At 66.4% G+C, this 26200-nt stretch carries 23 protein-coding genes and 1 tRNA gene; 13 read left to right on the top strand and 11 right to left on the bottom strand.

Going from position 1 to position 26200, the window contains the following annotated elements:
- The first annotated feature begins 125 nt into the window (after nt 1–125).
- The gene (locus ACVWYQ_RS23760) at nt 126–1814 is read left to right on the top strand and encodes an MFS transporter (RefSeq protein WP_271543161.1); all 1689 of its coding nucleotides are present in this window, start codon (nt 126–128) and stop codon (nt 1812–1814) included.
- 113 nt (nt 1815–1927) lie between these two features.
- Here the strand turns inward: ACVWYQ_RS23760 and ACVWYQ_RS23755 are convergent, their stop codons facing one another.
- Together ACVWYQ_RS23755 and ACVWYQ_RS23750 are read right to left on the bottom strand one after the other, a co-directional pair.
- Nucleotides 1928–2143, bottom strand: a complete 216-nt coding sequence (locus ACVWYQ_RS23755; RefSeq protein WP_404545042.1) for a hypothetical protein — start codon at nt 2141–2143, stop codon at nt 1928–1930.
- A gap of 164 nt (nt 2144–2307) precedes the next feature.
- Nucleotides 2308–2601: a hypothetical protein gene (locus tag ACVWYQ_RS23750; protein ID WP_036038816.1), complete on the bottom strand. Its 294-nt coding sequence runs from the start codon at nt 2599–2601 to the stop codon at nt 2308–2310.
- Between the two features lie 253 nt (nt 2602–2854).
- Here ACVWYQ_RS23750 and ACVWYQ_RS23745 point away from each other — a divergent pair, with 253 nt between their 5' ends.
- On the top strand, nt 2855–3910 hold the full coding sequence (locus ACVWYQ_RS23745) for a polysaccharide deacetylase family protein (protein WP_404545040.1): 1056 nt from the start codon (nt 2855–2857) through the stop codon (nt 3908–3910).
- Between the two features lie 172 nt (nt 3911–4082).
- Here the strand turns inward: ACVWYQ_RS23745 and ACVWYQ_RS23740 are convergent, their stop codons facing one another.
- From ACVWYQ_RS23740 to ACVWYQ_RS23720, 5 genes are all read right to left on the bottom strand, one after another.
- A complete protein-coding gene (locus tag ACVWYQ_RS23740) occupies nt 4083–4472 on the bottom strand; it encodes a hypothetical protein (RefSeq protein WP_157285113.1) in 390 nt (129 codons plus the stop codon).
- 134 nt (nt 4473–4606) lie between these two features.
- Nucleotides 4607–4682, bottom strand: a tRNA-Thr gene (locus ACVWYQ_RS23735).
- 99 nt (nt 4683–4781) lie between these two features.
- Nucleotides 4782–6581 (bottom strand): heme biosynthesis protein HemY, encoded by a 1800-nt coding sequence (locus ACVWYQ_RS23730; RefSeq protein WP_404545037.1) that lies wholly within the window; start codon nt 6579–6581, stop codon nt 4782–4784.
- 36 nt (nt 6582–6617) lie between these two features.
- A complete protein-coding gene (locus ACVWYQ_RS23725; RefSeq protein ID WP_404545034.1) occupies nt 6618–7838 on the bottom strand; it encodes a COG4223 family protein in 1221 nt (406 codons plus the stop codon).
- Nucleotides 7839–7902: 64 nt separating this feature from the next.
- Nucleotides 7903–8649, bottom strand: coding sequence for a uroporphyrinogen-III synthase (locus ACVWYQ_RS23720; RefSeq protein WP_456726439.1), 747 nt, complete (start codon nt 8647–8649; stop codon nt 7903–7905).
- A gap of 151 nt (nt 8650–8800) precedes the next feature.
- On the opposite strand from ACVWYQ_RS23720, the gene tsaD reads away from it, so the two are divergent.
- From tsaD to ACVWYQ_RS23705, 3 genes are read left to right on the top strand one after another with little or no spacing between them, the layout of a single operon-like run.
- The gene (gene tsaD / locus ACVWYQ_RS23715) at nt 8801–9874 is read left to right on the top strand and encodes a tRNA (adenosine(37)-N6)-threonylcarbamoyltransferase complex transferase subunit TsaD (RefSeq protein WP_404545030.1); all 1074 of its coding nucleotides are present in this window, start codon (nt 8801–8803) and stop codon (nt 9872–9874) included.
- A gap of 2 nt (nt 9875–9876) precedes the next feature.
- Nucleotides 9877–10857, top strand: a complete 981-nt coding sequence (locus ACVWYQ_RS23710) for an NAD(P)H-dependent glycerol-3-phosphate dehydrogenase (protein WP_404545028.1) — start codon at nt 9877–9879, stop codon at nt 10855–10857.
- A 2-nt stretch (nt 10858–10859) separates the two neighbouring features.
- Complete coding sequence (locus ACVWYQ_RS23705) at nt 10860–11273, top strand: EVE domain-containing protein (protein WP_271543172.1); 414 nt, start codon at nt 10860–10862, stop codon at nt 11271–11273.
- 92 nt (nt 11274–11365) lie between these two features.
- Here ACVWYQ_RS23705 and ACVWYQ_RS23700 read toward each other — a convergent pair whose 3' ends face one another.
- Entirely contained in the window at nt 11366–12460 is a 1095-nt protein-coding gene (locus ACVWYQ_RS23700) for an adenylate/guanylate cyclase domain-containing protein (protein ID WP_271543684.1), read from the bottom strand.
- Nucleotides 12461–12561: 101 nt separating this feature from the next.
- On the opposite strand from ACVWYQ_RS23700, the gene ACVWYQ_RS23695 reads away from it, so the two are divergent.
- Nucleotides 12562–13017, top strand: coding sequence for an SRPBCC family protein (locus ACVWYQ_RS23695; RefSeq protein ID WP_404545026.1), 456 nt, complete (start codon nt 12562–12564; stop codon nt 13015–13017).
- A 110-nt stretch (nt 13018–13127) separates the two neighbouring features.
- Here the strand turns inward: ACVWYQ_RS23695 and ACVWYQ_RS23690 are convergent, their stop codons facing one another.
- Nucleotides 13128–14297, bottom strand: coding sequence for a DNA topoisomerase IB (locus ACVWYQ_RS23690; protein ID WP_271543173.1), 1170 nt, complete (start codon nt 14295–14297; stop codon nt 13128–13130).
- A 390-nt stretch (nt 14298–14687) separates the two neighbouring features.
- Between ACVWYQ_RS23690 and acs the strand changes: the two genes are divergently transcribed.
- Together acs and ACVWYQ_RS23680 are read left to right on the top strand one after the other, a co-directional pair.
- A complete protein-coding gene (gene acs / locus ACVWYQ_RS23685) occupies nt 14688–16634 on the top strand; it encodes an acetate--CoA ligase (RefSeq protein ID WP_157285120.1) in 1947 nt (648 codons plus the stop codon).
- Nucleotides 16635–17054: 420 nt separating this feature from the next.
- Entirely contained in the window at nt 17055–17570 is a 516-nt protein-coding gene (locus tag ACVWYQ_RS23680; protein WP_036024233.1) for a L,D-transpeptidase, read from the top strand.
- Between the two features lie 53 nt (nt 17571–17623).
- On the opposite strand, the gene ACVWYQ_RS23675 is transcribed toward ACVWYQ_RS23680, so the two are convergent.
- A complete protein-coding gene (locus ACVWYQ_RS23675; RefSeq protein ID WP_275513670.1) occupies nt 17624–18208 on the bottom strand; it encodes a thermonuclease family protein in 585 nt (194 codons plus the stop codon).
- Between the two features lie 201 nt (nt 18209–18409).
- On the opposite strand from ACVWYQ_RS23675, the gene ACVWYQ_RS23670 reads away from it, so the two are divergent.
- The 4 genes from ACVWYQ_RS23670 (at nt 18410) to cysN (ending at nt 24165) form a co-directional block, all read left to right on the top strand.
- On the top strand, nt 18410–20128 hold the full coding sequence (locus tag ACVWYQ_RS23670; protein WP_404545022.1) for a methyl-accepting chemotaxis protein: 1719 nt from the start codon (nt 18410–18412) through the stop codon (nt 20126–20128).
- A 154-nt stretch (nt 20129–20282) separates the two neighbouring features.
- Nucleotides 20283–21302, top strand: a complete 1020-nt coding sequence (locus ACVWYQ_RS23665) for a sulfotransferase family protein (protein WP_271543174.1) — start codon at nt 20283–20285, stop codon at nt 21300–21302.
- Between the two features lie 5 nt (nt 21303–21307).
- Nucleotides 21308–22270 (top strand): sulfate adenylyltransferase subunit CysD, encoded by a 963-nt coding sequence (gene cysD, locus ACVWYQ_RS23660; protein ID WP_404545020.1) that lies wholly within the window; start codon nt 21308–21310, stop codon nt 22268–22270.
- Nucleotides 22270–24165, top strand: a complete 1896-nt coding sequence (gene cysN / locus ACVWYQ_RS23655) for a sulfate adenylyltransferase subunit CysN (protein ID WP_404545018.1) — start codon at nt 22270–22272, stop codon at nt 24163–24165. The genes cysD and cysN overlap by 1 nt, the downstream gene beginning before the upstream one ends.
- A gap of 184 nt (nt 24166–24349) precedes the next feature.
- On the opposite strand, the gene ACVWYQ_RS23650 is transcribed toward cysN, so the two are convergent.
- Nucleotides 24350–24559 (bottom strand): DUF1674 domain-containing protein, encoded by a 210-nt coding sequence (locus tag ACVWYQ_RS23650; RefSeq protein WP_271543177.1) that lies wholly within the window; start codon nt 24557–24559, stop codon nt 24350–24352.
- A gap of 188 nt (nt 24560–24747) precedes the next feature.
- Here ACVWYQ_RS23650 and ACVWYQ_RS23645 point away from each other — a divergent pair, with 188 nt between their 5' ends.
- Nucleotides 24748–26094, top strand: coding sequence for an RsmB/NOP family class I SAM-dependent RNA methyltransferase (locus tag ACVWYQ_RS23645; protein ID WP_271543178.1), 1347 nt, complete (start codon nt 24748–24750; stop codon nt 26092–26094).
- Nucleotides 26095–26200: the final 106 nt, after the last annotated feature.

Below are 26200 nucleotides of genomic sequence, written 5' to 3'. Positions count from 1 at the left end.
GGCAAGCCTAGCTCTTTGCACTGCTTATACCGGCCTAAGCACTGGACAGCGAAGGACTTTCGCGGGCATCACTGAATTGGCCGGAATCACCACAACCACTTCTGCCATCCGACATGGAAGGGGATATGACCGAGCAGCCGAACCGCCCGAAAATGGCCGCCGACGGCATCACTGCGCCCCTGCGGTACACCGTGTTCCGGCGGATCTGGCTCGCCAGCCTGCTCTCCAATCTCGGCCTCCTGATCCAGGGCGTGGGTGCGGCCTGGGCGATGACGCAGATGGCGGCCTCGGCAGACAAGGTGGCCCTGGTGCAGACCGCGCTCATGCTGCCGATCATGCTGATCTCGATGCCGGCCGGCGCCATTGCCGACATGTATGACCGTCGCATCGTCAGCGTGATTTCGCTGTCGATCGCGCTGATCGGCGCGAGTGTGCTCACCGTGCTGGCCGGCTTCAACCTGATCACCCCGGAATTGCTGCTCGCCTTCTGCTTCATCGTCGGCAGCGGCAATGCGCTGTTCGGTCCGGCCTGGCAGTCCTCGGTCAGCGAACAAGTGCCGCCCGAGGCATTGGCGTCCGCGGTGGCGCTGAACGGCATCAGCTACAACATCGCGCGCAGCTTCGGCCCGGCGGTCGGCGGCGTCATCGTCGCTGCGCTCGGTGCGGTGGCGGCGTTCGCCTGCAACGCGATTCTCTATCTGCCGCTGCTGGTAGTGCTGCTGCTCTGGCGCCGCAACACCGAGGCGTCGCGCCTGCCGCGGGAGAAGCTCAACCGTGCCATGGTTTCGGGCGTGCGTTACATCACCAATTCGCCGCCGATCAAGATCGTGCTGTTGCGCACGCTGGTGATGGGCCTGATCGGCGGCGCCGTGATGGCGCTGATGCCGCTGGTCGCGCGCGACCTGCTGCATGGCGGCGCGCAGATGTATGGCATCATGCTCGGCGCCTTCGGCATGGGCGCCGTGATCGGCGCGCTCAACATTCACGAACTGCGCAAGCGCATGAGCGGCGAGGCCGCGATCCGCGCCTGCACCATCACGATGGCCTTCGCCATGGCCGCCCTCGCCCTGAGCACGGAGCCGGTGCTGACGGCGGCCGCGCTGGTGCTAGGCGGCGCAGTCTGGATGGCGGCGATCGCGCTATTCAATATCGGCGTGCAGCTCTCGGCCCCCCGCTGGGTCGCTGGTCGCTCGCTCGCAGCCTTCCAGGCCGCGATCGCCGGGGGCATCGCGATTGGCGCCTGGGGCTGGGGCCATCTCACCGACTATGCCGGCGTCGAGATCGCGCTGCTGACGGCAGCCGGCCTGATGCTGATCTCGCCGCTGCTCGGCATCTGGCTTACGATGCCGCGCGTCGGCGCCCGCAACGAGGATGCGGACATGCTGGCCGATCCCGAAGTGAAGCTGTCGCTGACCGGACGCAGCGGGCCCCTCGTGGTCGAGATCGAATATCGCGTCGCGCAAGAGAACGCGCGCGCGTTCCACAACGTGATGCAGGATGTGCAGCTCTCCCGCCAACGCAATGGCGCCTATGGCTGGTCGATCGCGCGCGACATCGCCGACCCCGAGCTGTGGACCGAGCGCTATCACTGCCCGACCTGGCTCGACTATTTGCGTCAGCGCAACCGGGCGACCCAGTCCGAACGCGCGCTGCATCAGCAGGCGATCGATTTCCACATCGGTCCCGAGCCGGTGCGGATCCGCCGCATGCTGGAGCGCCCATTCGGTTCGGTGCGCTGGAAGGACGATACGCCGGACCGCGCCAACAGCGAGGTGCTGCCGGTGGTCGCGACCGCGGCGGGAAGCAGTACGTAGGTCTTTCGTCATTCCGGGGCGCGCGAAGCGCGAGCCCGGAATCCATTTCTCTCAGGAGTTTGCCGCCCGATGGATTCCGGGCTCTCGCCTAACGGCGCGCCCCGGAATGACGATCACTGCCCATGATCCGTCAGCACCTTGTCGCAGCCCTTACTGAGGCGGGTGCGGTTCTGCTTCAGGCAGGCGAGCACGGCACCGTCGCCATTGTTCATTACGGGACGGCAGAAGCGCGTTACGTCGCGCGCGCAGGCATCATGGCCGGGCTGCTGTTGCGCGGAGGCGCTCGATGCGCACAGGAGCAAGTAAATAACGAAAAGCAGTCTGGTCATTGCGCAATTGCCTCTTACCCGGAAAGACGCGGGCGAAGCTAGTGCGACGATCCCGCACCTGCAACGGCTTTGTTGACTAGCTGCAGCGCGCCGCCGCCATCACCCCGGCTTCATGCCGGGGGACATGGCGAGGGGAGCTGCCGGCGCAACCGCCGGCGTCTTGATTACTGTGTGTCCTGAGCGTCAGCGACCTTGCGCGAAGCGCCCTTGGCGAGGGTCTTGTCCATCACCGCGCGGCAGCCGGCGCTGAGGTCCGAGCGATGCTTGATCATGCACGCGGTGATCTTCGGGATATTGGGGATCTCGGCCGAGCAGAGACGGAAGGCATCGCCCGTGCACATCTGCTGCGCCTCGGCCGAGAAGGCGAAGCTCGCGCCCGTCGAAGCGATCGAGACGATGGCGGCAAAACCCAGGGCCAGGCTGGTGTCGCGGATCTTGCCGGTAAACGACTTGGTCATTTGAAGCTCCCATTGGCGCCGCCACAGCGGGGCCCGTTGTCGATGGGAGCTACGATGCTCCGGCAAAACCGTTTCCACTGTGATGACGCTCACGGGAGACCCGTCCTCTGTGATCTCAGTCACTCAGACGCAGCCCACTGAAATTCCTTCGCAACCGCTGTCGTGTTGGTGTCACGTTAACTCTTACTTCGCATTAATGGCTCGTCGCGCGGGAAATTCCGCCGGTTTGGTTGCGTAATTGGAAAGAGTAGCGATGCGTAATGCGTTGGGCCTGATGCTGGCCAGTGTAGTTGCGGCGGTCGTGATCGCCGCCGGCGGTTGGTTTTATTATTCCGCGCGCGCCGACCAGGGCGCTCCCAAGACAGTTGCCGCCCGTGCCGCCGACCCATTGCCGGCACAGGCGAAGCTCGCCGCCAAGGACGACGTCGAGACCACCGCGGCCGTCGCGGCCAAGCCGGCCGCTGCAGCTCCAGCACCTGCCCCCGTGCCGGTCATGCCGATGCAGCCGAAGCAGGCCTGCGCCAATCCGAACGCGCTGGGCGTGTCCCGCGTCGTCGAGATCGACACGACGGGCGGCCCCGGCTTCGGCTTCGAGCATTTCAAGCAGTTCGACTTCCTGACCGAGAAGGAGGTCGTGCTGACCTTCGACGACGGTCCGTGGCCGGTCAACACGCCTACGGTGCTGAAGGCGCTCGCGGACGAATGCACCAAGGGCCTATTCTTCTCGGTCGGCAAGCACGCGACCTACCATCCGGAGATCCTGAAGCAGGTGCTGGCCCAGGGCCACACGGTGGGCACGCACACCTGGTCGCATGTCAATCTGAACAGCAAGAAGTTGACCGAGCAGCAGGTCAAGGACGAGGTCGAGAAGGGCTTCAGCGCGGTGAAATTCGCGCTCGGCACCAATCCGGCGCCGTTCTTCCGCTTTCCGCAGCTTCAGCATAATCCGGCGATGGTGAGCTATTTCGGCACCCGCAACGTCGCGATGTTCTCGACCGAAATCGACTCCTTCGACTTCAGGAAGGGCGCGACGCCGGAGAAGATCGTCGAGACCGTGATGACGAGGCTGGACAAGCTCGGCAAAGGCATCATCCTGATGCACGACTTCCAGAAGAACACGGGCCTCGCCCTGCCGACGCTGCTCGCGCGGCTGAAGGCCGGCGGTTACAAGGTCGTGCAGATGAAGGCCAAGACGAGCCTCCAGACGCTGCCGGAATATGACGAGGCGCTGATGAAGGACATGAAGGTGCCGACCGCAGGCACCAACACGCGCCCGATCGCGAGCGTGGTGCAAACAATTTCGCAGTAACCGCGCTAAATCCAAACTTTTGCGTCATGGCCGGGCTTGTCCCGGCCATCCACGTTTCTGAGTCAGGCGCGAAGACGTGGATGCCCGGGCCTTCGCCGCGCCGAAGCGGCTTCGGCCGCGCAGGCGGGTCAAGCCCGGGCATGACGGCGAGATCGGGGTACTGGTCTGCGGCCTACCAATAGATGCCGTGGCGATGCAGTTCGCTGATGATGCGGCGCTCGGTCCAGCTGCGCTTGGGCTTCGGCTTGTCTGACCTTGCTGCGCTCTTAGATGCGGGCTTGGCCGTCATGACCGGCGCGGCCGTCGTAGGTGCGGTCGCCGTCGGAGCGCTCACCGCAGCCGGCGCGGAGAGCGACACCGCCGGCGGACGATCGGAATATTTCGGAGCCTCGGTGGCCGGCGCGGCTTCGCTCACGTGCGTGGTCACGGTGCTCGCCGATGTCGCAGTTTGCGGAGTGGAGGTCTGTTCGTCTGCCGCGGCGAGCGACAGGCCGCGGGAGCCGCCTGCCTGGGCGGAGGCAGAAGCCAGGAGCATGGCGGCAATCAGAATGATCTTGCGCATGTGAGGTCTCCCCGTGTTGGCGTGACGGACGGTAGGGGAGCCATGGCTGCGATTATGTGATCGCGATCACGCAGCTGAGCGAGCCTGATGCCTGGTCGATCGGAGGCGCTTGGGGATCGGATGAACCGGGGCGCTGGTGCCGCAAGAGGGATTCGAACCCCCGACCCCGTCATTACGAATGACGTGCTCTACCGACTGAGCTATTGCGGCGAACCTGCCGGGACCAAAGCAATGCCGGCCCCGATACGCGCGCCCCTGATATCGGGCATGGCCCGAATTGGCAAGGACAAGCGGGAGGCGAAATACCGCTCACGCGCCCCAGCGGGACCAGAATCCGCGCCAGCCGCCCGCCTGGGCTTTGGGCGTGCCGATTTGTTCCGTAAATTCGTCGCTTGGGCCGTCGTCGTCGATCCCGGGATCGTCCGGTGCGCGGACGATCGGGATGACGGTCTGGGTCGGCGCCGAGGTGGGCTTACTGAGGTCGGCGCGGGTCCGGAAGACCGGCGTCGGCGCCGGCGGCGATGATTCGGCGGGCGCCGGAGCCGGATTCGCCGGCTCGGCGGGCGTGACGACCGGCTCGTCGACCTTCGCAGTTTGCTCCCCAGTCTCCTTGGCCACTTCCTTGGTAGCCTCCTTCGCGGCGTCCTTGGCCTGAGGGGGTGAATTGTCCTGCGCGGCCGGTGCCGGCAGCGGGGCCACCTCCGGCGGTTCCACCGCGGCTTCGCTGGGAGCGGCGGTCACCCGCTTCGGCGGCGGAGCGGCCAGCATGGCTTCCTCGAAGGCCGAGGATTCGAGCGTGGGGCCCTTGTCCGAGGGCAGGCTCGCGACCGGCGCCTGCCACTGGAACGCATCGAGGCGGCCGGTGACCGGGGAGACCGGACGCCAGCGGTCGCTGACATAGCCGTCCGCGGTCCAGGCGGGATCGAGCCGGGCGCGCACCGCGCGCAAGGTCCAGGCGCGGGCGCGGCCGCCGTCACCATGCTCGGTGCGCTCGATCTCAGCCATCAGCAGCGCGACGCGCTGGGTCGGATCCTTGAGATAAGGCGCGAGCACCTCGCGTGCGCGGGCGAACTCCGAGGCCTCGATCGCAGCACGCGCGATCGCGAGCTGCCCTTCGACATAACCGGGCTTGTCGGCGGGGGTCTTCGCGGCGAGAGTTTCCACCCGCTGCAAGCGGTGCCATGCGGAATCGCCGAGCTTCACATGCGCATAGGCATCCGCGAGATCGGGATGCGGATTGGCGAGCCAGGCGGCTTCGACCATCTTCATGGCGCGGCGCACCTGATGCGCCTCGCTCTCGAATTTTGCCGCGAGCACGGCCGCCGGCACCAGGGTCGGCGCGAGCTTGACCGCCTCCATCACGCTCTCGCGCGCGACGTCGCGGTCCATCGTTTCCAGCTCCAGCGCACGCGCGGCGAGCAGCACGCCGCGCTGCCGGCGATAGGTCGGCTTGTCGATCAGGCCCGCGGACAGATTCGAATCGAGGATCGCGAGCGCGCCGCTCCAGTCGCCGCGCGCGCAGCGGAAGCCGAGCACCGCGTGCGAGGCCCAGGTCGCGGACGGCGACAGCTTGATCGCTTCCTCCGCGATCATCACGGCGCCGACCGCATCATCGGCGCGCTGCGCCTCGATGAAGAGACCGCGCAGGCCGAGCAGCCGCATATCCTCGCGTTCGGCCATGGCGCGGAAGACGCGCTGCGCCTCGTCGCGATTGCCTTCGAGCTGCGCCGACTGCGCGTGCAGCAGCAGCGCGAGCGGATCGTTCGGTGCATGCCGCCGCGCCGCCTCGGCGTGCCGGCGCGCGAGCGCGGAATCGCCGTGGCCGATCGCGAGCAGGCCATGGGTGATGGCATGACGGCCGCGGGCATGGCGCTTGTCATGACGGCGTCGGCGCAAGCGCCCTGGCATGCGCCAGATCATCGTCAGGATGCTCCAGACCAGCACGACGGAAGCGGCGAAGAGGCCGAGCAAGAACACGAACCTCGGCAGCGTCGTCGAGATGCGGAAGCTGCCCGCGGTCAGGACGAGATCGCCGGGCTGGTCGGCGACCCAGGCCGCGCCGGCCGCCGCCAGTGCGATCAAGACGAGAAAGAGGACGATGCGAAGCATGGTCGATCCCTATACGCGCCGATTGTTGCGCGAATCTTATTGAGTAGATTTGGCGAGATCCGCCATGGCATCGTCGGCGAATTTGCGGGACGCGGCGAGCGCGGCGTCGCGGGCGTCGGCTTTGTCGAGCCAGGCCTGCGCCGGGGCGCGATCAGCCTCGGGCAGCGTCTTCAGCTCGCGCCGCGCTTCGGCGAAATCGCTGCGGAGCGCCGCCGCCGTGACGCGCGTCACGATAGCGCCGCGATCGTTGCCGACGCCATCGGTGCGCTCGATCCGCACGAGCTTCGACGCGCCCGCCTGGAGCCGCTCGACAATGCCGGCCTCGCTCGACGGAGCTTCAGCCGGCGGCGACAGCTTCGGCACGATATTGAGGAGCTCGCGGCTCAGCGCCGCCGATGTCGGGATGCCGGACGATGCAAACGCCTCGAGCGGCTTCAGCATATCGGGCTTGGTCGCCAGCGACCGCGCCGCCGCCAATTGCGATTGATAGGGATCGCCGTGGCGAACGGCAACGTCGAGCAGGGACGCCGCCACCACGTAGCGGAGCGGCTTGTCGTCCATCGTCTTGGCCTCGGCGATCTTCTCGCCCTGCTGCGCGAGCTCGGCCCGCTCGGTCTTGCTCGCGCGCTCGAGCTGAGCGATGCGGTCGGTGAGCGCGGCAAGATCGGGCGCGGCACTCGGGGCTGCGGATTTCGCATCGTTCAGCGCGCTCGCCGTCTTGTCGAACTGTGCGCGCAAATTGGCGATGTCGCCGCGCAGTGCGCTCGCCGCTTTCTCCAACGCGTCGATCCGCGCGACTTGGGCCGGATCAGCCGCGGGCCTCGCCGCTCTGGCTTCGACCGCGGCAACGCGTCCGCTCAGCGCATCGACGGTCGCACTGGTGACCTGCGGCGCGGCCGGCGGGGCCTGCACCGCGGGCCAGCCCAGCATCCAGCCGACTGCGATCACGACCGCAGCCGCGGCAACGCCGGAGAACGGCGCAATGATCCAGGGGGAAATCGGCGCCGATACAGGCGCCGCCGCGGAGGCCTGCTGCTCTGCCGATTCGGACTGAGGCTCGGCCTTGACCTGTTCCGAGCCGGGCTCTTCCACCCTGGCCGGCTCCTGCGCGACGTGCTCGGATGCCTCGGGCTCGCCCGCGACCTGCTGCGGCTGGGTCGAGACTTCCGTCGCCTCGAGGTCGATGGTGGGCGGGGTGCGCTTGGCACGACCCGGATCGGGCGCCAATCCAGCGTCTTCAGGCTTGTCGTCGGCCATCGTGACGGTTCCTCACACTTCCATACCAGGGATGGATTAGATTGCGTCGGATTCGGCCCGACCTTTACGCCAAACGGGTCCGCAACGCACGCTCCAAGGTGTCGAATAAGGCAGTTTCGTCCGGCGTTGCGGCCACCAGAACCTGTGACGCGCCGGCATCGCGCAGCACGCCCCCAACGGTCTCGGACAGGCAGCAATGCGGGATCGCTAGCGCCGAAATTTCGACACCTTCGTCCCGCGCCGCATCTAGGAACGCACGTGCGCTACGCCGGGAGTAGTGCAGCACCGCCTCGATCCCGTAGGCGGCAAAGCCCTCGCACACCTCGCGCGGCAGATGCTTCACCGGCGCCATGCGGTAGGTCGTCTGCGTCACCACGCGGAAACCTCCCGCGCCGAGCTCGCCGCCGAGGTCGCGCGACAGATCCGCGCCGGCGAGATACAGCAGCGTGCTGTTTTTCTTCAGCACCTTGTCGCACGCGCTCTGCATCACCTTGTCGCGCAAGGACGCTGCGTCGCCCCCGGCGACGATCACCTCGGCAAAACCAGCCTTTCGCGCCGCTGAAGCCGTATGTTCGCCGACCGCGTACAATGGTAGCTCCAGCAGACCGAGGTCCGGCAATTGCGGCGCTATGGCGCGAATCGCGTTGGCCGAGGTGACGAGAACGGCATCATAAGAAACTTCGCTCTCGCCTTGGAAGGCGACCGGCTCGAGCTTGAGTGCCGGCGCAAGCAGTACCGCATGCCCGCGCGTGCGCAGATTGTCCGCCGTCGCCGCATTGTCGGGATGCGGCCGTGTGACAAGAATGGACATCGCTGCTGTTCCCGGACCATTTGGCGGTGACGCATTGACCAGAACGGCTGCGCGTGACGATTGCGCAAGCCGACCCCGGGATGCTACCGGACGTACCAGAACTCTGCTTTATGGATGAGCGCAAGGGCGCAAATTGGATAACAATTCGCCAATGCTGGTGCTGGGCATCGAAACCACCTGCGACGAGACCGCCGCGGCCGTGATCGAACGCGCGGCCGACGGCAAGGGCAAGATCCTGTCCAACATCGTGCGGTCGCAGATCGCCGAGCATGCCCGCTTCGGCGGCGTGGTGCCGGAGATCGCCGCGCGCGCGCATGTCGACGTGCTCGATGGGATTATCGAGCGCGCCATGAACGAGGCCGGCATCGGGTATGCTCAGCTCGACGGCGTCGCGGCGGCCGCGGGGCCCGGGCTGATCGGCGGCGTCATCGTCGGACTCACCACCGCGAAGGCGATCGCGATGGTGCACGACACGCCGCTGGTCGCGGTGAACCATCTCGAAGCGCATGCGCTGACGCCGCGTCTCACCGACGGCATCGAATTTCCCTATTGCCTCTTCCTCGCCTCCGGCGGCCATACCCAGATCGTCGCGGTCACCGGCGTCGGCCAATATGTGCGGCTCGGCACCACGGTGGACGACGCCATCGGCGAGGCCTTCGACAAGGTCGCGAAAATGCTGGGCCTGCCCTATCCCGGCGGCCCGCAGGTCGAGCGCGCGGCGGCAGGCGGCGACGCCACGCGCTTTGCGTTTCCCCGGCCGATGCAGGGGCGCCCCGATGCCAATTTCTCGCTGTCGGGGCTGAAGACGGCGGTGCGCACCGAAGCGAGCCGGCTGGCCGAGCTCATGCCGCAGGACATCAACGATCTCTGCGCGAGCTTCCAGGCCGCCGTGCTCGATTCAACGGCCGACCGGCTGAGCGTCGGCCTGAAGCTTTTCCGCGAGCAGTTCGGCGCGCCGCGCGCGCTGGTCGCCGCCGGCGGCGTCGCCGCCAATCAGGCGATCCGCGGCGCGCTTGACGATGTCGCGAGGCAGGCCGGGACGCAGCTGATCATGCCACCGCCCGCGCTGTGCACCGACAACGGCGCCATGATCGCCTGGGCCGGCGCCGAGCGCCTGGCGCTCGGCCTGACCGACACGATGGACGCGCAGCCGCGCGCACGCTGGCTGCTCGATGCCAACGCGACGGCGCCCGCGGGCTACGGCAAGACTCGGGCGGGATTCTAGGAATGGCCGCGTTCCAATCCGTCGCAGTGATCGGCGCAGGCGCCTGGGGTACGGCGCTGGCGACGGTGGCGGTGCGAGCAGGGCGAAACGTGACGCTGTGGGCACGCAATGCCGAGCATGGCGCGCGGATCGCATCGACGCGCGACAACCCGCGGCTGCCGGGCGTGCGCATCGCGCCTGAGATCGTGGTGACGGGCGAGCTGGCGCTCGCCGCGCGCGCGGACATGCTGCTGATCGCGACGCCGGCGCAACATTTGCGCGGTGCCGTCAACATGCTGGCCTCGCACATCACGAAAGCGGTGCCGATCGTCGCCTGCGCCAAGGGTATCGAGCACGGCACCCACAAGTTCATGACCGACGTGATCGCCGAGGCCGCGCCGCACGCGCGGCCGGCGATCCTGTCGGGGCCGAGCTTTGCCGACGACGTCGCACGCGGCCTGCCGACGGCAGTGACCCTGGCGGCAAGCGATGAGGCGCTCGCCAGCAGCCTGGTGCAGGCGCTGGGCTCGCCGACATTCCGCCCCTATCACTCCACCGACATTCGCGGCGTCGAGATCGGTGGCGCCGCCAAGAACGTGCTGGCGATCGCGGTCGGCATTGCGGTCGGGCGCAAGCTCGGCGCCTCCGCGCAGGCGGCGCTCACGACCCGCGGCTTTGCCGAGCTGACGCGCCTCGGCCGTGCGCTCGGCGCACGCAGCGAGACGCTCACCGGCCTGTCGGGCCTCGGTGATCTCATTCTGACCTGCTCGAGCCCGCAATCGCGCAATTTCGCGCTCGGCCTCGCGCTCGGACGCGGCGAGCAGCCGCCCGCCGGCAAGCTCGCCGAGGGTGAGTTCACCGCCCCCGTGCTGATCGAGCTCGCGGCTTCGCAAGACATCGAATTGCCGGTATCCGAGGCGGTCGCATCGATCCTGAGCGGCCGAAGCACGATCGATGCCGCGATCTCGGCGCTGATGACGCGCCCCTTCAAGGCAGAGGAATAAGCTTGGCGTACTGGCTCGTGAAATCCGAACCGTCGGTGTGGTCCTGGGACCAGCAGGTTGCGAAGGGCGCCAAGGGCGAGGCCTGGACCGGCGTGCGCAATTTCACCGCGCGTCAGAACCTCGTGAACATGAAGAAGGGCGACAAGGCGTTCTTCTATCATTCCAACGAGGGCAAGGAGATCGTCGGCATCGCCGAGATCATCAAGGAGGCCTATCCCGATCCAACCGACAAGACCGGCAAATTCGTCTGCGTCGACATCAAGGCCGACAAACCCTTGAAGACGCCGGTGACGATGGTCGCGATCAAGGCGGAGAAGAAGCTCGCGGATATGGCGCTGGTGAAATATTCGCGCCTGTCGGTGCAGCCGGTGACGGCGGAGGAGTGGAAGCTCGTCTGCAAGATGGGCGGGCTGTAGTTACGTCGTTTCGTAGCCCGGATGGAGCGCAGCGCAATCCGGGAAAGTCTCGATTGAAGCCCGATCCCGGATTACGCTTCGCTCCATCCGGGCTACGATATCCGGGCTTGCGATTCCTCCAGCGCAAACACCTCGCACGGTGCGGCAATGCCGCGCAGCGAGTGCGACCCGAGCGCAACCAGCGGCATCTCCGTCTCGGCGGCGAGCGCGCCCGACACCAGCACCGTCCGGCCCAGCGGCTTGCACAATCCCTCCAGACGGCTGGCGAGATTGACGGCGGGGCCGATCGCGGTGAAGTCGAGCCGGTTGGCGGCGCCGATATTGCCCCAGAGCATCTCGCCGAGATGGAGCGCGGCGCCAAACGACAAAGGCGGCAGCCCTTGCGCGCGGCGCTCCTTGTTGAGGTACGCCATGCCCGCTTCGGCTGCGCTTGCCGCGCGCAGCGCGGCATCGCAGGCGCGGCGCGGTGACGCCTCGAGCACCGGAAAGATCGCGAGCACGCCGTCGCCGATGAATTTCAGCACCTCGCCGCCGAAGGCGTGAACCGCGCCGGCGATGCGATCAAACCAGGCATCGAGCGCCGCAATGACACCGGCCGGCGGGGTGGTCTCCGACAGGCTCGTGAAATTGCGCAGGTCCGCATAGAGCAGTGCGGCCTGGATGGTCTCGCCGAGATCGCGGCGCAGAGGCGCCGCCAGTACCCGCTCCGCGCTGCGCGTGCCGAGGTATGCATCGAGCGTTGCCCGCAAGGTGGCGCGCGCGGCGAGCACGGCCAGCGGCGTTGCGGCGAAACGCGCGGCCTGACGCAATTGCTCGATCTCATCTGCCGTGAATGGGCGCGGTCCGATCCAGCCGAGCAGCGGTCCAGCAGGCCGTCCGGCGACATCTTCATGCACCTCGCCGCGCGCGATATCGCGCAGCCAGCGGCGGCCGGCGTCGTCGGGTGGATCGGGCGCGAGGCCGCCCGGCGCGAAGCCGAGCGCTTCGATCACCTGGCCGCTGTCGGCACGCCACAGCCAGGTCCGCTTCGCGATCAGCGGATGCGGCACCTCCAGCGTCAGGGCGCCTGCCGCGAGCGGCACGCCGTCGGCGACCAGATGCGCGCCGAGCTCCGCGAGCAGGTGGTCGGCCCCGCGACAATCCGAGGCCGCATCGAGGAGCCAGGCGAGGGTCGGGGAGAGCTGCATCAGGCGATCATGGCGAAACCGGGTCGTCTTTGCCACGGGCAATCCTTGACGGAGCGCAGGGCCACCGCCATGTCCCATCGTCAGACCAGGGATGATCGCCGATGCCCGAGCCCTTCATAGTGCGACGCGAGACCCAGATCGCGGCCCCGCGCGCCACTGTCTTCGCCTACCTCACCGACCCCGAAAAGATCCTGAGCTGGATGGGCTCCGACGCAACCACGGAGCCTTATCCCGGCGGGCTCTACCTGCTCAAGGGCGTCAGCCCGGACGGCGCCGCCGCCCGCGGCGCGTTCCGCGAGGTCGTGCCGGTGCATCGTCTGGCCTACACGTTCGGGTGGGAGGGCGGTCAGGAAGTGCCGCCCGGCTCGAGCCTGATCGAGATCGACCTGATCGAGCAGGACGGCGGCACGCTGCTGCGCATGACCCATAGCGGCCTGCCGAACGAAGCGCAGGCGGCCGCTCATGCAACGGGTTGGGCGCACTACCTTGAGCGGCTCACGATCGCAGCCGCAGGCGGCGATCCCGGTCCGGACACGGGTGTGTCAGATAAGAAGTAGCTCTCGTAGGGTGGGCAACGGCGCGCTCTTCGCGCCGTGCCCACCACCCGTCACCATGGGCAAATGGTGGGCACGCTTCGTTTTGCCCACCCTACGAGAGCGTCGCTTCGTTACACCGCCGCGGTTGCCACCACCTGCGCCAGCAACTGCTCGCGCCTGGCCTGCGAGCGCTGACCCGTCATGGTCGCGGCGAAGCGCTCGAGGATGCCATCCTCGAAGGCGGTGACGATGGTGTCGTGGACGTAGCTCTTGCGGCAGATCGCCGGCGTGTTGGAGAGCTGGTCGGCGGCGGCGCGGATCGCATCCAGCACCTGCTTCTTGCGGCCGCGCTGGCTGCTCGCCGGCGTGATCCGCGACAGCGATTCCACCACGACGGCGGACGCCATCAGCGTGCGGAAATCTTTCAGCGAGATCTTGATGCCGGCAATCTCGCGCAGAAACGCGTTCACCTGGGTGGTGTTGACCGCGCGCACGATGCCGGAGGCATCGCGATACTGGAACATGCGCTTGCCGGGAACGCTCTGCAAAATGCCAATGGCGCGCACCAGCTTGGCGGCGTCGCACTCTTTGCGCACCGCCTTGCCACCCTTGGCCTTGAAGGTCAGCACGAAGCAATCGTCTTCCAGCGTGACGTTTGACTTCAGCAGCGTGGTCGCGCCGCGGGTGCCGTTGAGGCGGGCGTAAGATTCATTGCCGGGGCGGATTGCGGTGCGCGCGATCAGCTCGATCACGGCCGAGAGCGCGAACTCGCGCGTCGGCTCGTCCCCTGACAGGAACGCCGAGACCTTGCGCCGAATTTTCGGCAGCGCGCCGACGAGCTTTGCCAGGCGATGCGCCTTGCGCTGCTCGCGGACCTTCTCCCAGTCGGCGTGATAGCGGTATTGCAGCCGGCCCGCGGCATCGCGGCCCACCGCCTGAAGGTGCGAGTTCGGATCGGCGGAGTAGCGCACCTCGCGATAGGCCGGCGGCACCGCCATGGCGTGCAGCCGCCGGATGGTGCGGGCGTCGCGGATATGCGCGCCGTTGGGACGGACGAAGGAATAGCCCTTGCCGCGCCTGATACGACGGATGGTCAGCTCGTTTTGGTCGCCGAGCCGCAAGCCGAGCTCCTTGGCGAGGGCCTCGACCGTCGCCGCAGGCGCCGTGTCATAGGTCTTCTTGGGGCTCGGGCGCCTGAAACCGCCCGGTTTCGGCCATTGTCCGAGGGCCTTGGCCAGGGCAATGGCTGCAGGATCGGCTGAAGCGGGCCGTATCGTCCCGAGATTCTGCTGATCCATCATGGTCTTACGCCTTAGCCCTGTCCTGTTGTCGATCAATGCCGCTGTTGTGATTTTTGTTCCGAGGGGTCTCTTTGGACCCGGGTTGGCCATTTAGGGTGTTCCGAACACGATTGCGAGTCCCGAATCAGTGAGAAGAGGTTGCTAAATACCTCTCCTCGGCGCATGGGGGGTCTGCAGCGTCCCTGCTGGCGGTTTGGGTAAAGAGCCGGAAGGCGCCCGTCGCCCTGTTTCAGATTTGCGACGCGACCCGCCCAGACCTTGATCCTCCGCATGGCCGGCTGCCCGTCGAAGGTCCAGCTTGTGCTCCTTGTCGGGCCCGGTTAGCCCGACGCATAATCCATCGAATGATGCTGCCGGCATTGCCTGAGCTTGCCGCATGTGGAGGGAAGCATGTCCGAGAAGATCTACGATATCCCCGCGGAGTGGGCGAAGCGCGCCTGGGTCGACCAGGCCAAGTACAAGGAGATGTACGCCCGTTCGATCTCGGACCCGAACGGTTTCTGGGCGGAGCAGGCCAAGCGCATCGACTGGATGAAGGCGCCGACTAAAATCGAGAACGTCTCGTTCGCGCCGGGCAACATCTCGATCAAATGGTTCGAGGACGGCGTGCTCAACGTCGCCTACAACTGCATCGACCGGCATCTGCCTGCGCGCGCCAACCAGACCGCGATCATCTGGGAAGGCGACGATCCCTCGCAGTCCAAGCACATCACCTACAAGGAGCTGCATGACGAGGTCTGCCGGATGGCCAACATCCTGCGCACCCGCAACGTCGGGAAGGGCGACCGCGTCACCATCTACCTGCCGATGATCCCGGAAGCTGCTTACGCGATGCTGGCCTGCGCGCGGATCGGCGCCATCCACTCCGTGGTATTCGCGGGCTTCTCGCCTGACAGCCTCGCCCAACGCATCAACGACTGCCAATCCAAGGTGATCATCACCGCGGACGAGGGCCTGCGCGGCGGCAAGAAGGTGCCGCTGAAGGCCAATGTCGATGCGGCGCTCAGCAAGGCCGACGGCGTCGACTGGGTCGTCGTGGTCAAGCGCACCGGCGCCAAGGTCGACATGAACCCGACGCGCGATCTCTGGTACCACGAGGCGGCGGCGATGGTGACCACGGAATGCCCGGTCGAGCACATGCACGCCGAGGACCCGCTGTTCATCCTCTACACGTCGGGCTCGACCGGCCAGCCCAAGGGCGTGCTGCACACCTCCGGCGGCTATCTCGTGTTCGCCTCGATGACGCATCAATACGTCTTCGACTATCACGACGGCGACATCTACTGGTGCACCGCCGACGTCGGCTGGGTCACCGGCCACAGCTACATCCTCTATGGGCCGCTCGCCAACGGCGCGACCACGCTGATGTTCGAGGGCGTGCCCAATTATCCGGATAATTCGCGGTTCTGGAACGTCATCGACAAGCACAAGGTCAACATCTTCTACACCGCGCCGACCGCGATCCGCGCGCTGATGCAGTCCGGCGACGAACCGGTGAAGAAGACCTCGCGCGCCTCGCTCCGTCTGCTCGGCTCGGTCGGCGAGCCCATCAATCCCGAAGCCTGGGAGTGGTATCACCGCGTCGTCGGCGACGACCGCTGCCCGATCGTCGACACGTGGTGGCAGACCGAGACCGGCGGCATTCTGATCACGCCGCTGCCGGGCGCGACCAAGCTGAAGCCCGGCTCGGCGACGCAACCGTTCTTCGGCGTGGTGCCTGAGATCGTCGATGCCGACGGCAAGGTGCTGGAAGGCGAGACATCAGGCAATCTCTGCCTGACGCGCTCGTGGCCGGGCCAGATGCGCACGGTCTACGGCGACCATGCCCGCTTCGAGCAGACCTATTTCTCGACCTATAAGGGCAAGTACTTCACCGGCGACGGCTGCCGCCGCGACGCCGACGGCTATTACTGGATCACCGGCCGCGTCGACGACGTCATCAACGTCTCCGGCCACCGCATGGGCACCGCCGAAGTCGAGAGCGCGCTGGTCGCGCATGAGAAGGTGTCGGAAGCCGCCGTCGTCGGCTTCCCGCACGACATCAAGGGTCAGGGCATCTACGCCTATGTCACCCTGATGGCCGGCGTGCAGCCGAGCGACGAGCTGCGCAAGGAGCTCGTGACCTGGGTGCGCAAGGAGATCGGCCCGATCGCCTCGCCCGACCAGATCCAGTTCGCCCCGGGCCTGCCCAAGACCCGCTCCGGCAAGATCATGCGCCGCATCCTGCGCAAGATCGCCGAGGACGAGCCGGGCAGCCTCGGCGACACCTCGACGCTCGCCGATCCCGCCGTTGTCGATGATCTCGTCAAGAACCGGCAGAACAAGAAGTCGGCGTAAGGCGAGTTCGTGCCCCGGACGCAGCGCAGCGCTCCTTCAGCGGTGCGCTGCTGAGCCGGGGCCCAGCGATCGACCGAAAGAAAGAACTGGGTCCCGGATCGGCGCTCCGCCTCGCTGCGCTTGTCCGGGACACGAGAGCGCGTCTCCCTCTCAACCAACGGCCATTCACACCCTCACGCTGTTGTCAGCGGGCGCGGCAGCGCGCCTGCATCTTTCCCGCCGAGTGTTGTTTTCTGGTCATTTACTTTATTTCGAACATTTCCTTTGTTCCCCCTGCTGGCCTGCCCTCGGCAGCCGCGCGCGGAAACCATTGGGTTAACGGGCGCCGTTAAGAATGAGCATCGACGAGGGCTTGGTGCGGCGACGATTGCCGGTTCTGCGTCATTTTGGACGATCCGATTTGGGCAAGGGGAAGCATCGATGTCGATGAGGATTGCGGTGGCGCTGGCCGCCACCATCGCGGCTGGGGCCTTGACGTCGACGGCGGCGCAGGCGCGGCCGGAAATGGTGGGGGCGCACCTGGCCGACTATTCGCCGGGCACCATCGTGGTCAAAACCAGCGAGCGGCGGCTTTATCTCATCCTCGGGAACGGCCAGGCCGTGCGCTATCCGGTCGGCGTCGGCAAAGCCGGCAAGCAGTGGGCCGGCACCACGAAGATCGACGGCAAATATCTCAATCCGGCCTGGGCGCCGCCCGCCGAGGTGAAGCGCGACAAGCCTGGTATCCCCGACGTCATTCCGGGCGGCTCGCCGCGCAACCCGATGGGCGTTGCGGCGATGACGCTCGCCGGCGGCGAATATGCGATCCACGGCACCAACGTGCCGGGCTCGATCGGCGGCTTCGTCTCCTATGGCTGCATCCGCATGCTCAACGACGACATCACCGATCTCTACGGCCGCGTCTCCGTCGGCACGACGGTGGTCGTGACGCGCTGATCGCCTGAATCAGCCGAGATGAAATGAAAGGCCGCGTCTTCGACGCGGCCTTTTTATTGCCAGAACCGCCAGCCGCGCGCGCACCAGCCGTCGCGATGGCCGCCATTGTAGCTGCGCACGAAGCCGCCGGCGAGCAGTGCCGCCGAAACGTTCGCAGTCCGCCGGGTCGCGACGTCGGCGAGGACTCGGCCGTATTTGTCGGGAGCGAGATTGGTAATGGTCACGCCGCCCTGGCCGAGCAGATCGCGCAAGGCACGGGCCGCAGCTTCGGCCTTGTCCAGCTCCTCCTGGCAGGATGCTTTCAATTCGGGCGCATCGATGCCGCGCAGCCGAATGCGGACCACGGGATCGCGTCCCTCGTGCAGACGAACACGGGCGAGAAAAGTGTCGCCATCGATGGCGCGGATGAATTCGACGGGCCGCACATCCGCGTGGCCGGTCTGCTGAAGAACGATCTCGGCATCTCCAGTGCGATCGGTATCGGGAACAAGCCAGTGCGTTCCATGGCGGAATGTGAGCACGACGGCCAGCCCGATGCCCACTACGAACATCCAGGGCAATAGGCCGGAGAAGCGGCGGCCGAACGGCGAGCCGCTGAACTGCGGCCGATAGGAATTGGGGCGATCCTGGAAACGCATCAGCTCACGCTATGACTGAGTCGGGGGAACTCACAAGCATGAGCGCGTCCATGAACGAAGCCGAATGCGCCCGGAGGCCATGCACGAAAGTTCCGTCTCTCAGAAGTCAGCCGTAGTTCTACTGGGGATTCGCGAATATTTTCCAATTCTCAATCATTGGTTGCGAATAGCTGTTATACGACAAACCGAGGGGAGATCGCCGTGAGGTCATTCAGGTTTCGCATTGGAACAAAGCTCGGCATCGTGACAGGCGTGAGCGTCGTGCTGGTCGGCGGCATGCTGACCAATCAGATGCTCGGCAACCGCTCCATTGCCGAATCCAATCGCCTCGTCACGATCAACTATCTCAACAAGGGCAATGCGCAGGCGGCTCAGACGGCGATGGCACGCGCGCAGCTCGCCGCTCTCGAACTCGGCTCGGCACCGTCAGCCGGAGAGGTGGACAGGCTCCTTGAGCTTCTCCGTACCCGGGCCGGCGAGGCCGGCACCGAAATCGATGCCGCGAGAGAGCGGGCGACCCGCAAGGTCACACAGGACGCTTACCGCGAGACCAAGAAATTCGTCGATGCGTATCTGGCCAGCGGCGTCGAGCTCGCCGCGGCGCAAAAGGCGGTCATCGCCGCCCCCGCGGGTGGCGCCAAGCTTGCAGCAGAGTCGGCAAGGGCAAGCATTCTCGCAGAGCATATGCGTCCGGCAGCACAGGAAGTCAGCAAGCGCATCGACGATCTCGTCGGCGTCGCCAACGAATTCGCCGCGCGCCGCAAGGGCGAGATGCTGGCCGAGCTGGACCGCGTCGCCAATTTCGCTTTGATCGTCGGCCTATTCGTCGTCCTGACGTTGGTCGGCTCCGCAGTCTTTTCCGTCTTGAACGTCGCCCGTCCGATCCGTCGCATTGGCGATGTGCTCCTGCAGCTCGCCGGAGGCAACAAGGCGATCGAAATTCCCTACACCCGCCGTGGCGACGAGGTCGGCGATAACGCCCGCGCGGCACAGGCCTTCAAGGACAATCTGATCCGCATCGAGCAGATGGAAGCCGAGCAGAAGAACCATCAAGCCGCTGCGGCCGCTCAGCGCAAGCAGGAGATGACGCGGCTTGCCAACGCGTTCGAAACTGCGGTCGGCGGCATCATCGACTCGGTGTCGGCTGCATCCCAGGAGCTCGAATCCGCTGCCGGCACGTTGTCGGGTACGGCCGAACAGACCCAGCAGCTCTCCGGAATGGTCGCCGCCGCCTCGGAGGAAGCCTCGACCAATGTCGGGGCCGTGGCGTCCGCGGCCGAGGAAATGAGCACGTCGGTCGTCGAGATCGGCCGTCAGGTGCACGATTCCAGCCGTATCGCCGGCGATGCGGTCAAGCAGGCCGAGCGCACCGATGCCCGGATCAACGAGCTGCTCAAGGCGGCGGGCCGCATCGGCGACGTCGTCAAATTGATCACGGCGATCGCCGAACAGACCAACCTCCTGGCGCTAAACGCAACGATCGAGGCGGCCCGCGCCGGCGAGTCCGGCCGCGGCTTTGCGGTCGTGGCGAGCGAGGTCAAGGCGCTCGCGGCGCAAACCGCGCGAGCGACCGAGGAAATCAGCGCGCAGATCGCCGGCATGCAATCGGCAACGCAGGACTCCGTCGGAGCGATCAAGGAAATCGGAACGACCATCGGCCGCATCTCCGATATTTCGACGACCATTGCCGCGACGATCGAACAGCAGGGCGCAGCGACGGCCGAGATTGCGCGAAACGTCAGCGAAGCCGCCAAGGGAACGGTCGAAGTCGCGGACAAGATCGCCCAGGTCAGCCATGGCGCGAGCGCGACCGGCGCGGCGTCGGGACAAGTGTTGGCGTCGGCGCGTTCACTGTCGAGCGAAAGCAGCCTCCTGAAGACGGAGGTCGAGAAGTTCCTCAGCACCGTGCGCGCCGCGTAATGCGCAACGAAGCGGCGAGCACGATTGCCGTGCTCGCCGGACATTCATGAAGCCCCCGGGATTGCCCGGGTTTGACCGGGGTCATAATCAACAATAGGTTGAATATTGAGCCGTAAGCAACTCGCTTGCGGAACCTGTTCAGCGAGTCCCCGCCATGAATATCGATGCGTCGTCCCCCGATTCGCTCGAGCGAATCGCCGAACTCGTTCGTCAGCAAGATAGTTCTCTCGACACCACGCTGCTTCCGCCGGTGGAGGGGTTCCAAACCAGGACCGTCGCGCTCGAAACGCTGATGCGCGAGGTGACGGAGTGCCTGGCGGACGGCTTCCGGCATCGCTCGCCGCAAGACTTTCCCATGCTCTATTTTGCATGCGGCAAGGCGCGCGTCGGATCGACGGCCCTGAGCAATCTGTTCGGCATGACCGGGATGCCTTCCTATTATCAGCCTTTGAAGGCCATGCTGCGCGATGCGCTCGTCGGCAAGAGGCCGGCGCCGTGGGCCGTGCCGTCGGCAGACGACGAGCCGCACATCTTCAGCAAGGAAACGATCGGGCCCTACGTGCTCGCCGAGAGCCTGTTCAATCCGCTCAAGCTGCTGATCGAGGCGGGCTATCCGCGGCACCGGCTGCATCTCATCATGCTCGACCGTGAGCCGGCGAGTTCACTGGCATCGTGGCTCGACAAGCTGATCTCGCGCGCGCCTGCAGATGTATTGTTGCGGCACTATGTCGTCGCCGCGCTCAACGCGGCTCAAGTCGCAAGCTACGCCCAGCGACAGGGCGTTGCCGTCACTCACTACGTTTATGAGGTGAGCAAGGAGGCCGTGTCCTCGGTTCGTGTCCTGTTCGAACGGATCGGCCTTTCGGGCAGCTTCAACGAGAATGCCGTGACGTCCTGGCGTGAGCCGGGAGACTCGCACGCGAACAATGCGCGCGTCATCTTCCCGAGCGAAGCGACGATCTACAAGGTGCCCAATCTGCACACCTCCGACAGTGCCTATCGCTACCAGCGGCGTGCGACGGCCTCTCTGAGCGAAGCGCAACGCGAGGCTCTGGAGCGCTGCGGGGTCAATGATGCGTATCGCGCCGCGGTCGCCGCCTGCGTTCGCGATCTCGGCCTGAATGCGGCACTGTCGCAACGTCTGTTCGGCGACTGGTTTGCTGCGGCTGCGTGATCGTCATGCTGGACATTCCCACCGGAGCCGATTCCGCACTCCATGAAGGTGCTGGCGGCAAGCAGCGTCACGTCGCCAGCCACCTCCGCCGGCTGGAGGCGGAAAGCATCCACATTCTGCGAGAGACGGCGGCCGAGTTCCGCAAGCCGGTCATGCTGTATTCGATCGGGAAGGACTCGTCGGTGCTGCTGCATCTGGCGATGAAGGCCTTTGATCCCGGCAGGCCGCCGTTTCCGCTGCTGCATGTCGATACGACCTGGAAGTTTCGCGAGATGATCGCGTTTCGGGACCGACGCGCGCGCGAGCTCGGGCTCGACCTGATCGTCCATACCAACACTGACGGATTGAGCCAGGGCGTCGACCCCTTCACCCACGGCTCGGCCCGCTACACCGACGTCATGAAGACGCAAGCGCTGCGACAGGCGCTGGACTTCCACGGCTTCGACGCCGCGATCGGAGGCGCGCGGCGCGACGAGGAGAAGTCGCGCGCCAAGGAGCGCGTGTTCTCGCACCGCAGCGCCGCGCATCGCTGGGATCCGAAGAACCAGCGGCCGGAGCTGTGGGGCCTGTACAACACGAGGCTCGCGCCCGGTGAGAGCATGCGGGTGTTTCCGCTGTCGAACTGGACCGAGATCGACGTGTGGGACTACATCCTGCTCGAGGACATCCCGATCGTTCCGCTCTATCTCGCAGCGTCGCGCCCGGTGGTCGAGCGCGACGGTGCGCTGATCATGGTGGACGACGACCGGATGCCGCTGCAGCCTGGCGAAGAACCGCAATGGCGCTCCGTCAGGTTTCGCACCCTCGGCTGCTATCCCCTCACCGGCGCAACGAGCTCGACGGCGGCAACCCTGCCCGAGATCGTGCAGGAGATGATGGCGTCGCGTACCTCCGAACGACAGGGACGCATGATCGACCGGGACAGTCCCGCATCGATGGAGCGCAAGAAGGCGGAAGGTTATTTCTGATGTCCTATCACGAGGCACCGACCATTGCCGCCACCGATGCGCCGCGGCTCGACCAGGAGGATCGCCCGACGCTGCGTTTCGTCACCTGCGGCAGCGTCGACGACGGCAAGAGCACGCTGGTCGGTCGGCTGCTCTACGATTCGAAGACGCTGCTCGACGACCAGCTCGACGCGCTCGCCTCGGAGAGCAAGACCGCCGGCACCACCGGCGGCGACCTCGACTTCGCGCTGCTGGTCGACGGGTTGCAGGCCGAGCGCGAGCAGGGCATCACCATCGACGTGGCCTACCGCTTCTTCGCCACGAAGCTGCGCCGCTTCATCGTCGCCGACACGCCGGGACATGCGCAATATACGCGCAATATGGCGACCGGTGCTTCCAATGCCGATCTCGCCGTGGTGCTGGTCGACGCGCGCAAGGGCGTGATCACGCAGACGCGGCGTCACAGCCACATCCTGTCGCTGCTCGGCATCCGCCACGTCGTGCTCGCCGTGAACAAGATGGACCTGATCGGATTTGACGGCGATCGCTTCGCTTCCATCACCGCCGAATACCTGACTCTGGCCGGCCAGCTCGGGATCTCCCAGGTCCAGTGCATCCCGGTCGTTGCGCCCGACGGCGACAACATCGTCGCTGCGAGCACGCGCATGCCCTGGTACGAGGGGCCGACCATTACGGCCTATCTGGAATCCGTGGACGTCGCCGGCGACGCCTCGCAGCAGCCGTTCCGGCTGCCGGTGCAATGGGTGAGCCGGCCGCATGCGGATTTTCGCGGCTTCTGCGGACGGATCACGAGCGGAACGATCGCGGTGGGCGATGCCGTTCGCGCGCAACCATCGGGACACCAGACCCGCATCGCGCGCATTCTCACGCCCGCCGGCGAGCGCAATCACGCAAGGTCGGGCGAGTCCATCACCCTCACGCTCGCCGATGAGATCGACGTCAGCCGCGGCGACGTGCTCACCGCCGGATCTGCAGCGCCGGTGTCGGATCAGCTCGCGGCCCATCTCGTCTGGTTCGATGGCGAGGCCATGGTCGCCGGCCGGCGCTATCTGCTCCGGTGCGGCACCGCCTCGACCGGCGCGGTGATCACGGAGCTCAAGCACCGGATCGCCATCGACACCATGGCGCGGGAAAGCGCCGCCACGCTCGACGTCAATGAGATCGGCTATGTCCATCTCGATCTCGACCGCCCGCTGGTGTTCGAGGCCTATCGCGACAACCGCGAGATGGGCAGTTTCATCCTGATCGACCCGATCAGCCATCGCACTGCCGCGGCGGGAATGATCGACATGTCGCTCCGCCGCGCCACCAACGTTCATTGGCAGCGGCTTGCGGTCGACAAATCCGTGCGGGCTCGGCTGAAGCAGCAACGGCCCTGCGTGCTCTGGTTCACGGGGCTGAGCGGCGCCGGCAAATCGACCATCGCCAATCTCGTCGACAGCCGGCTCGCCGAGCTTGGGCGCCATGCCGCGTTGATCGACGGCGACAATCTTCGTCACGGCATCAACCGCGACCTCGGCTTTTCCAACGCGGAGAGAACGGAGAACGTCCGGCGCGTCGCGGAGATCGCGGGGCTGTTCGTCGAGGCCGGCTTGATCGCGCTGGTGGCGCTGATCTCGCCGTTCCGCAGCGAGCGCGAGCTGGCGCGCCAGCGGCTCGAAGCGGGCGAGTTCATCGAGATCCATGTCGCGACGCCGCTTGCCGAATGCGAGCGCCGCGATCCCAAGGGTCTCTATCGCAAGGCTAGGTCGGGCCAGCTACCGGCATTCACCGGCATCGATGCCCCCTACGAAGCGCCGCTGGCGCCCGACATCACCATCGACACCTCGGAGCTGTCGAGCGAGGCGGCCTGCGAACGCATCATCCGCTACTTGCGAGAGCACAATTACCTGTAGCGAGCCAAGGCAAGACGAGATTCGGTCTGATGCGGCCGCGAAGGAGCTTCGCTCCCTCTCCCGCTTGCGGGAGAGGGCTGGGGAGAGGGTGTATCCGCAATGGGATAATCCCTTAGAGAAGAAAGCCCTCACCCGCGCCTGCGGCGCGACTTCTCCCGCAAGCGGGAGAGGTTAAATAAGCGCCTCAGAAGTCGGAAGCGATGCCCTTGCGCTCCCAATCGCCGTAGCGGGTGGGCTCGGGCCCCTTTGGACCCTGCAGCTCCTTCGCCTTGGTCTCGTTCTTGGCCTCATCGTTGGCCCTGGCGGCCGCAGCCTGCCGGCGCGCCTCGGCCTCGGCCAGCGCACGCTGGGCGGCCGGCGACAGCGGCTTGCGATCGGGAACGGGGTTACTCATCGCCGCGCTTTCTAGCGCAGGACCGGGCACAACGCGATGCCCAATAACGCATTCCTGAAATCGGCCCGGAGCGCTGAAAAACCCGCAAGCGATTCTTACATTTGGCATATTCGCGTGTCAGAGATCGACTTCTCAAGGCATGCGCCCATTGCGGCGGAACTGCCGCTCGTTCAGAACCTTGCTTCCGCATGCCATCTCAACGTTTCGTCCCTCCGTCCGAAGTGCCCGGCCTTGCGGCGCGACGGATAGCCGCCGACATCGTCGACGGCGTGCTGCACAAGCACCGCACGCTCGACGACCAGCTTGACGGCGCCGGTGCCCACCCCGGACTGAAGACGCTGGCGGATCGCGACCGCGCGCTGATGCGGCGCCTGGTCGCCACCGTGCTGCGCCGGCTCGGCACTCTCGGCCATGTGCTGTCCCGCCTGCTCGACAAGGGCGTTCCCTCCGACGCGCCACGCGCGCAGAGTGCACTTTTGATCGGCGCCGCCCAGATCCTCTGGATGGACGTGCCGGATCACGCCGCGGTCGATCTCTCCGTCCGGCTCGTGCAATCCGACCGCCGCGCCGCGCGCTATGCCGGGCTCGTCAACGCCGTGCTGCGCCGCTGTGCGCGCGAGGGCAAGGCGCTGGTGGAGGAGGTCGCGACACAATCGCTGGATCTGCCGCCATGGCTGCTCGCGCGCTGGAGCGCGCATTATGGCGAGGCGACCGCACGCGACATGGCATCGGCGCTCGGCCACGAGCCCTCGCTCGATCTCACGGTGAAATCGGATCCCGCCCAATGGGCGAGCCGCCTGCATGGCGAGACGTTGCCGACCGGAACGGTGCGGATGCTGCTGCACGGTTCGGTGACCATGCTGCCCGGCTTCGCCGAAGGACAATGGTGGGTGCAGGACGCCGCCGCCGCGTTGCCCGCCCGGCTGTTCGGCGATGTCAAAGGCAAGTCCATTGCCGATCTCTGCGCCGCCCCCGGCGGCAAGACCGCGCAGCTGGCGCTCTCAGGCGCGCAGGTCACGGCAATCGACCGCTCGCCCGCGCGTGTGGCGCGTTTGCGCGAAAACCTGGCGCGGCTGTCGCTGCAGGCCGAGACCGTCGTCGCTGACGCCGTCGAATGGACCGGCCCGGCCGAGGCGTTCGACGGTGTTCTGATCGATGCGCCCTGCACCTCCACCGGCACGATCCGCCGTCATCCCGACGTCGCATGGCTGCGGCAGGACTCCGACATCGCTACCCTGGCCGCGCTCCAGCAGCGGCTGCTGCGCAAGTCGGTGTCGCTGCTCAAGCCGGGCGGGACGCTGGTCTATTGCACCTGTTCGCTGGAACCCGAGGAGGGCGAGCAGGCGGTGGCGGCACTGCTCGCCGCCGAGCCCGCACTTCGCCGCGCTCCGATCGTGGCATCGGAGGTTGCGGGCCTCGACGAAATCCTCAACCGGGACGGCGACCTGCGCACCCTGCCCTGCCATCTGCCGAACGCCGATCCCAGGCTCGGCGGGCTCGACGGATTTTTCGCGGCCCGGCTCGTTAAATCCTGATTTTGCACTGGATTTTGCGACCACGACCCTGATTCGCGCCGTTCAAGGTGGTGTCAGGCGTCCGATTTTGGGATTAATAAGGATTCGTCACTGATCCTCTCCCCCA

This window comes from Bradyrhizobium sp. USDA 3397 (genome assembly GCF_054060965.1).
Note: the sequence above shows the minus strand (reverse complement) of the source record. Positions and strands in the feature narration are given on the sequence as shown.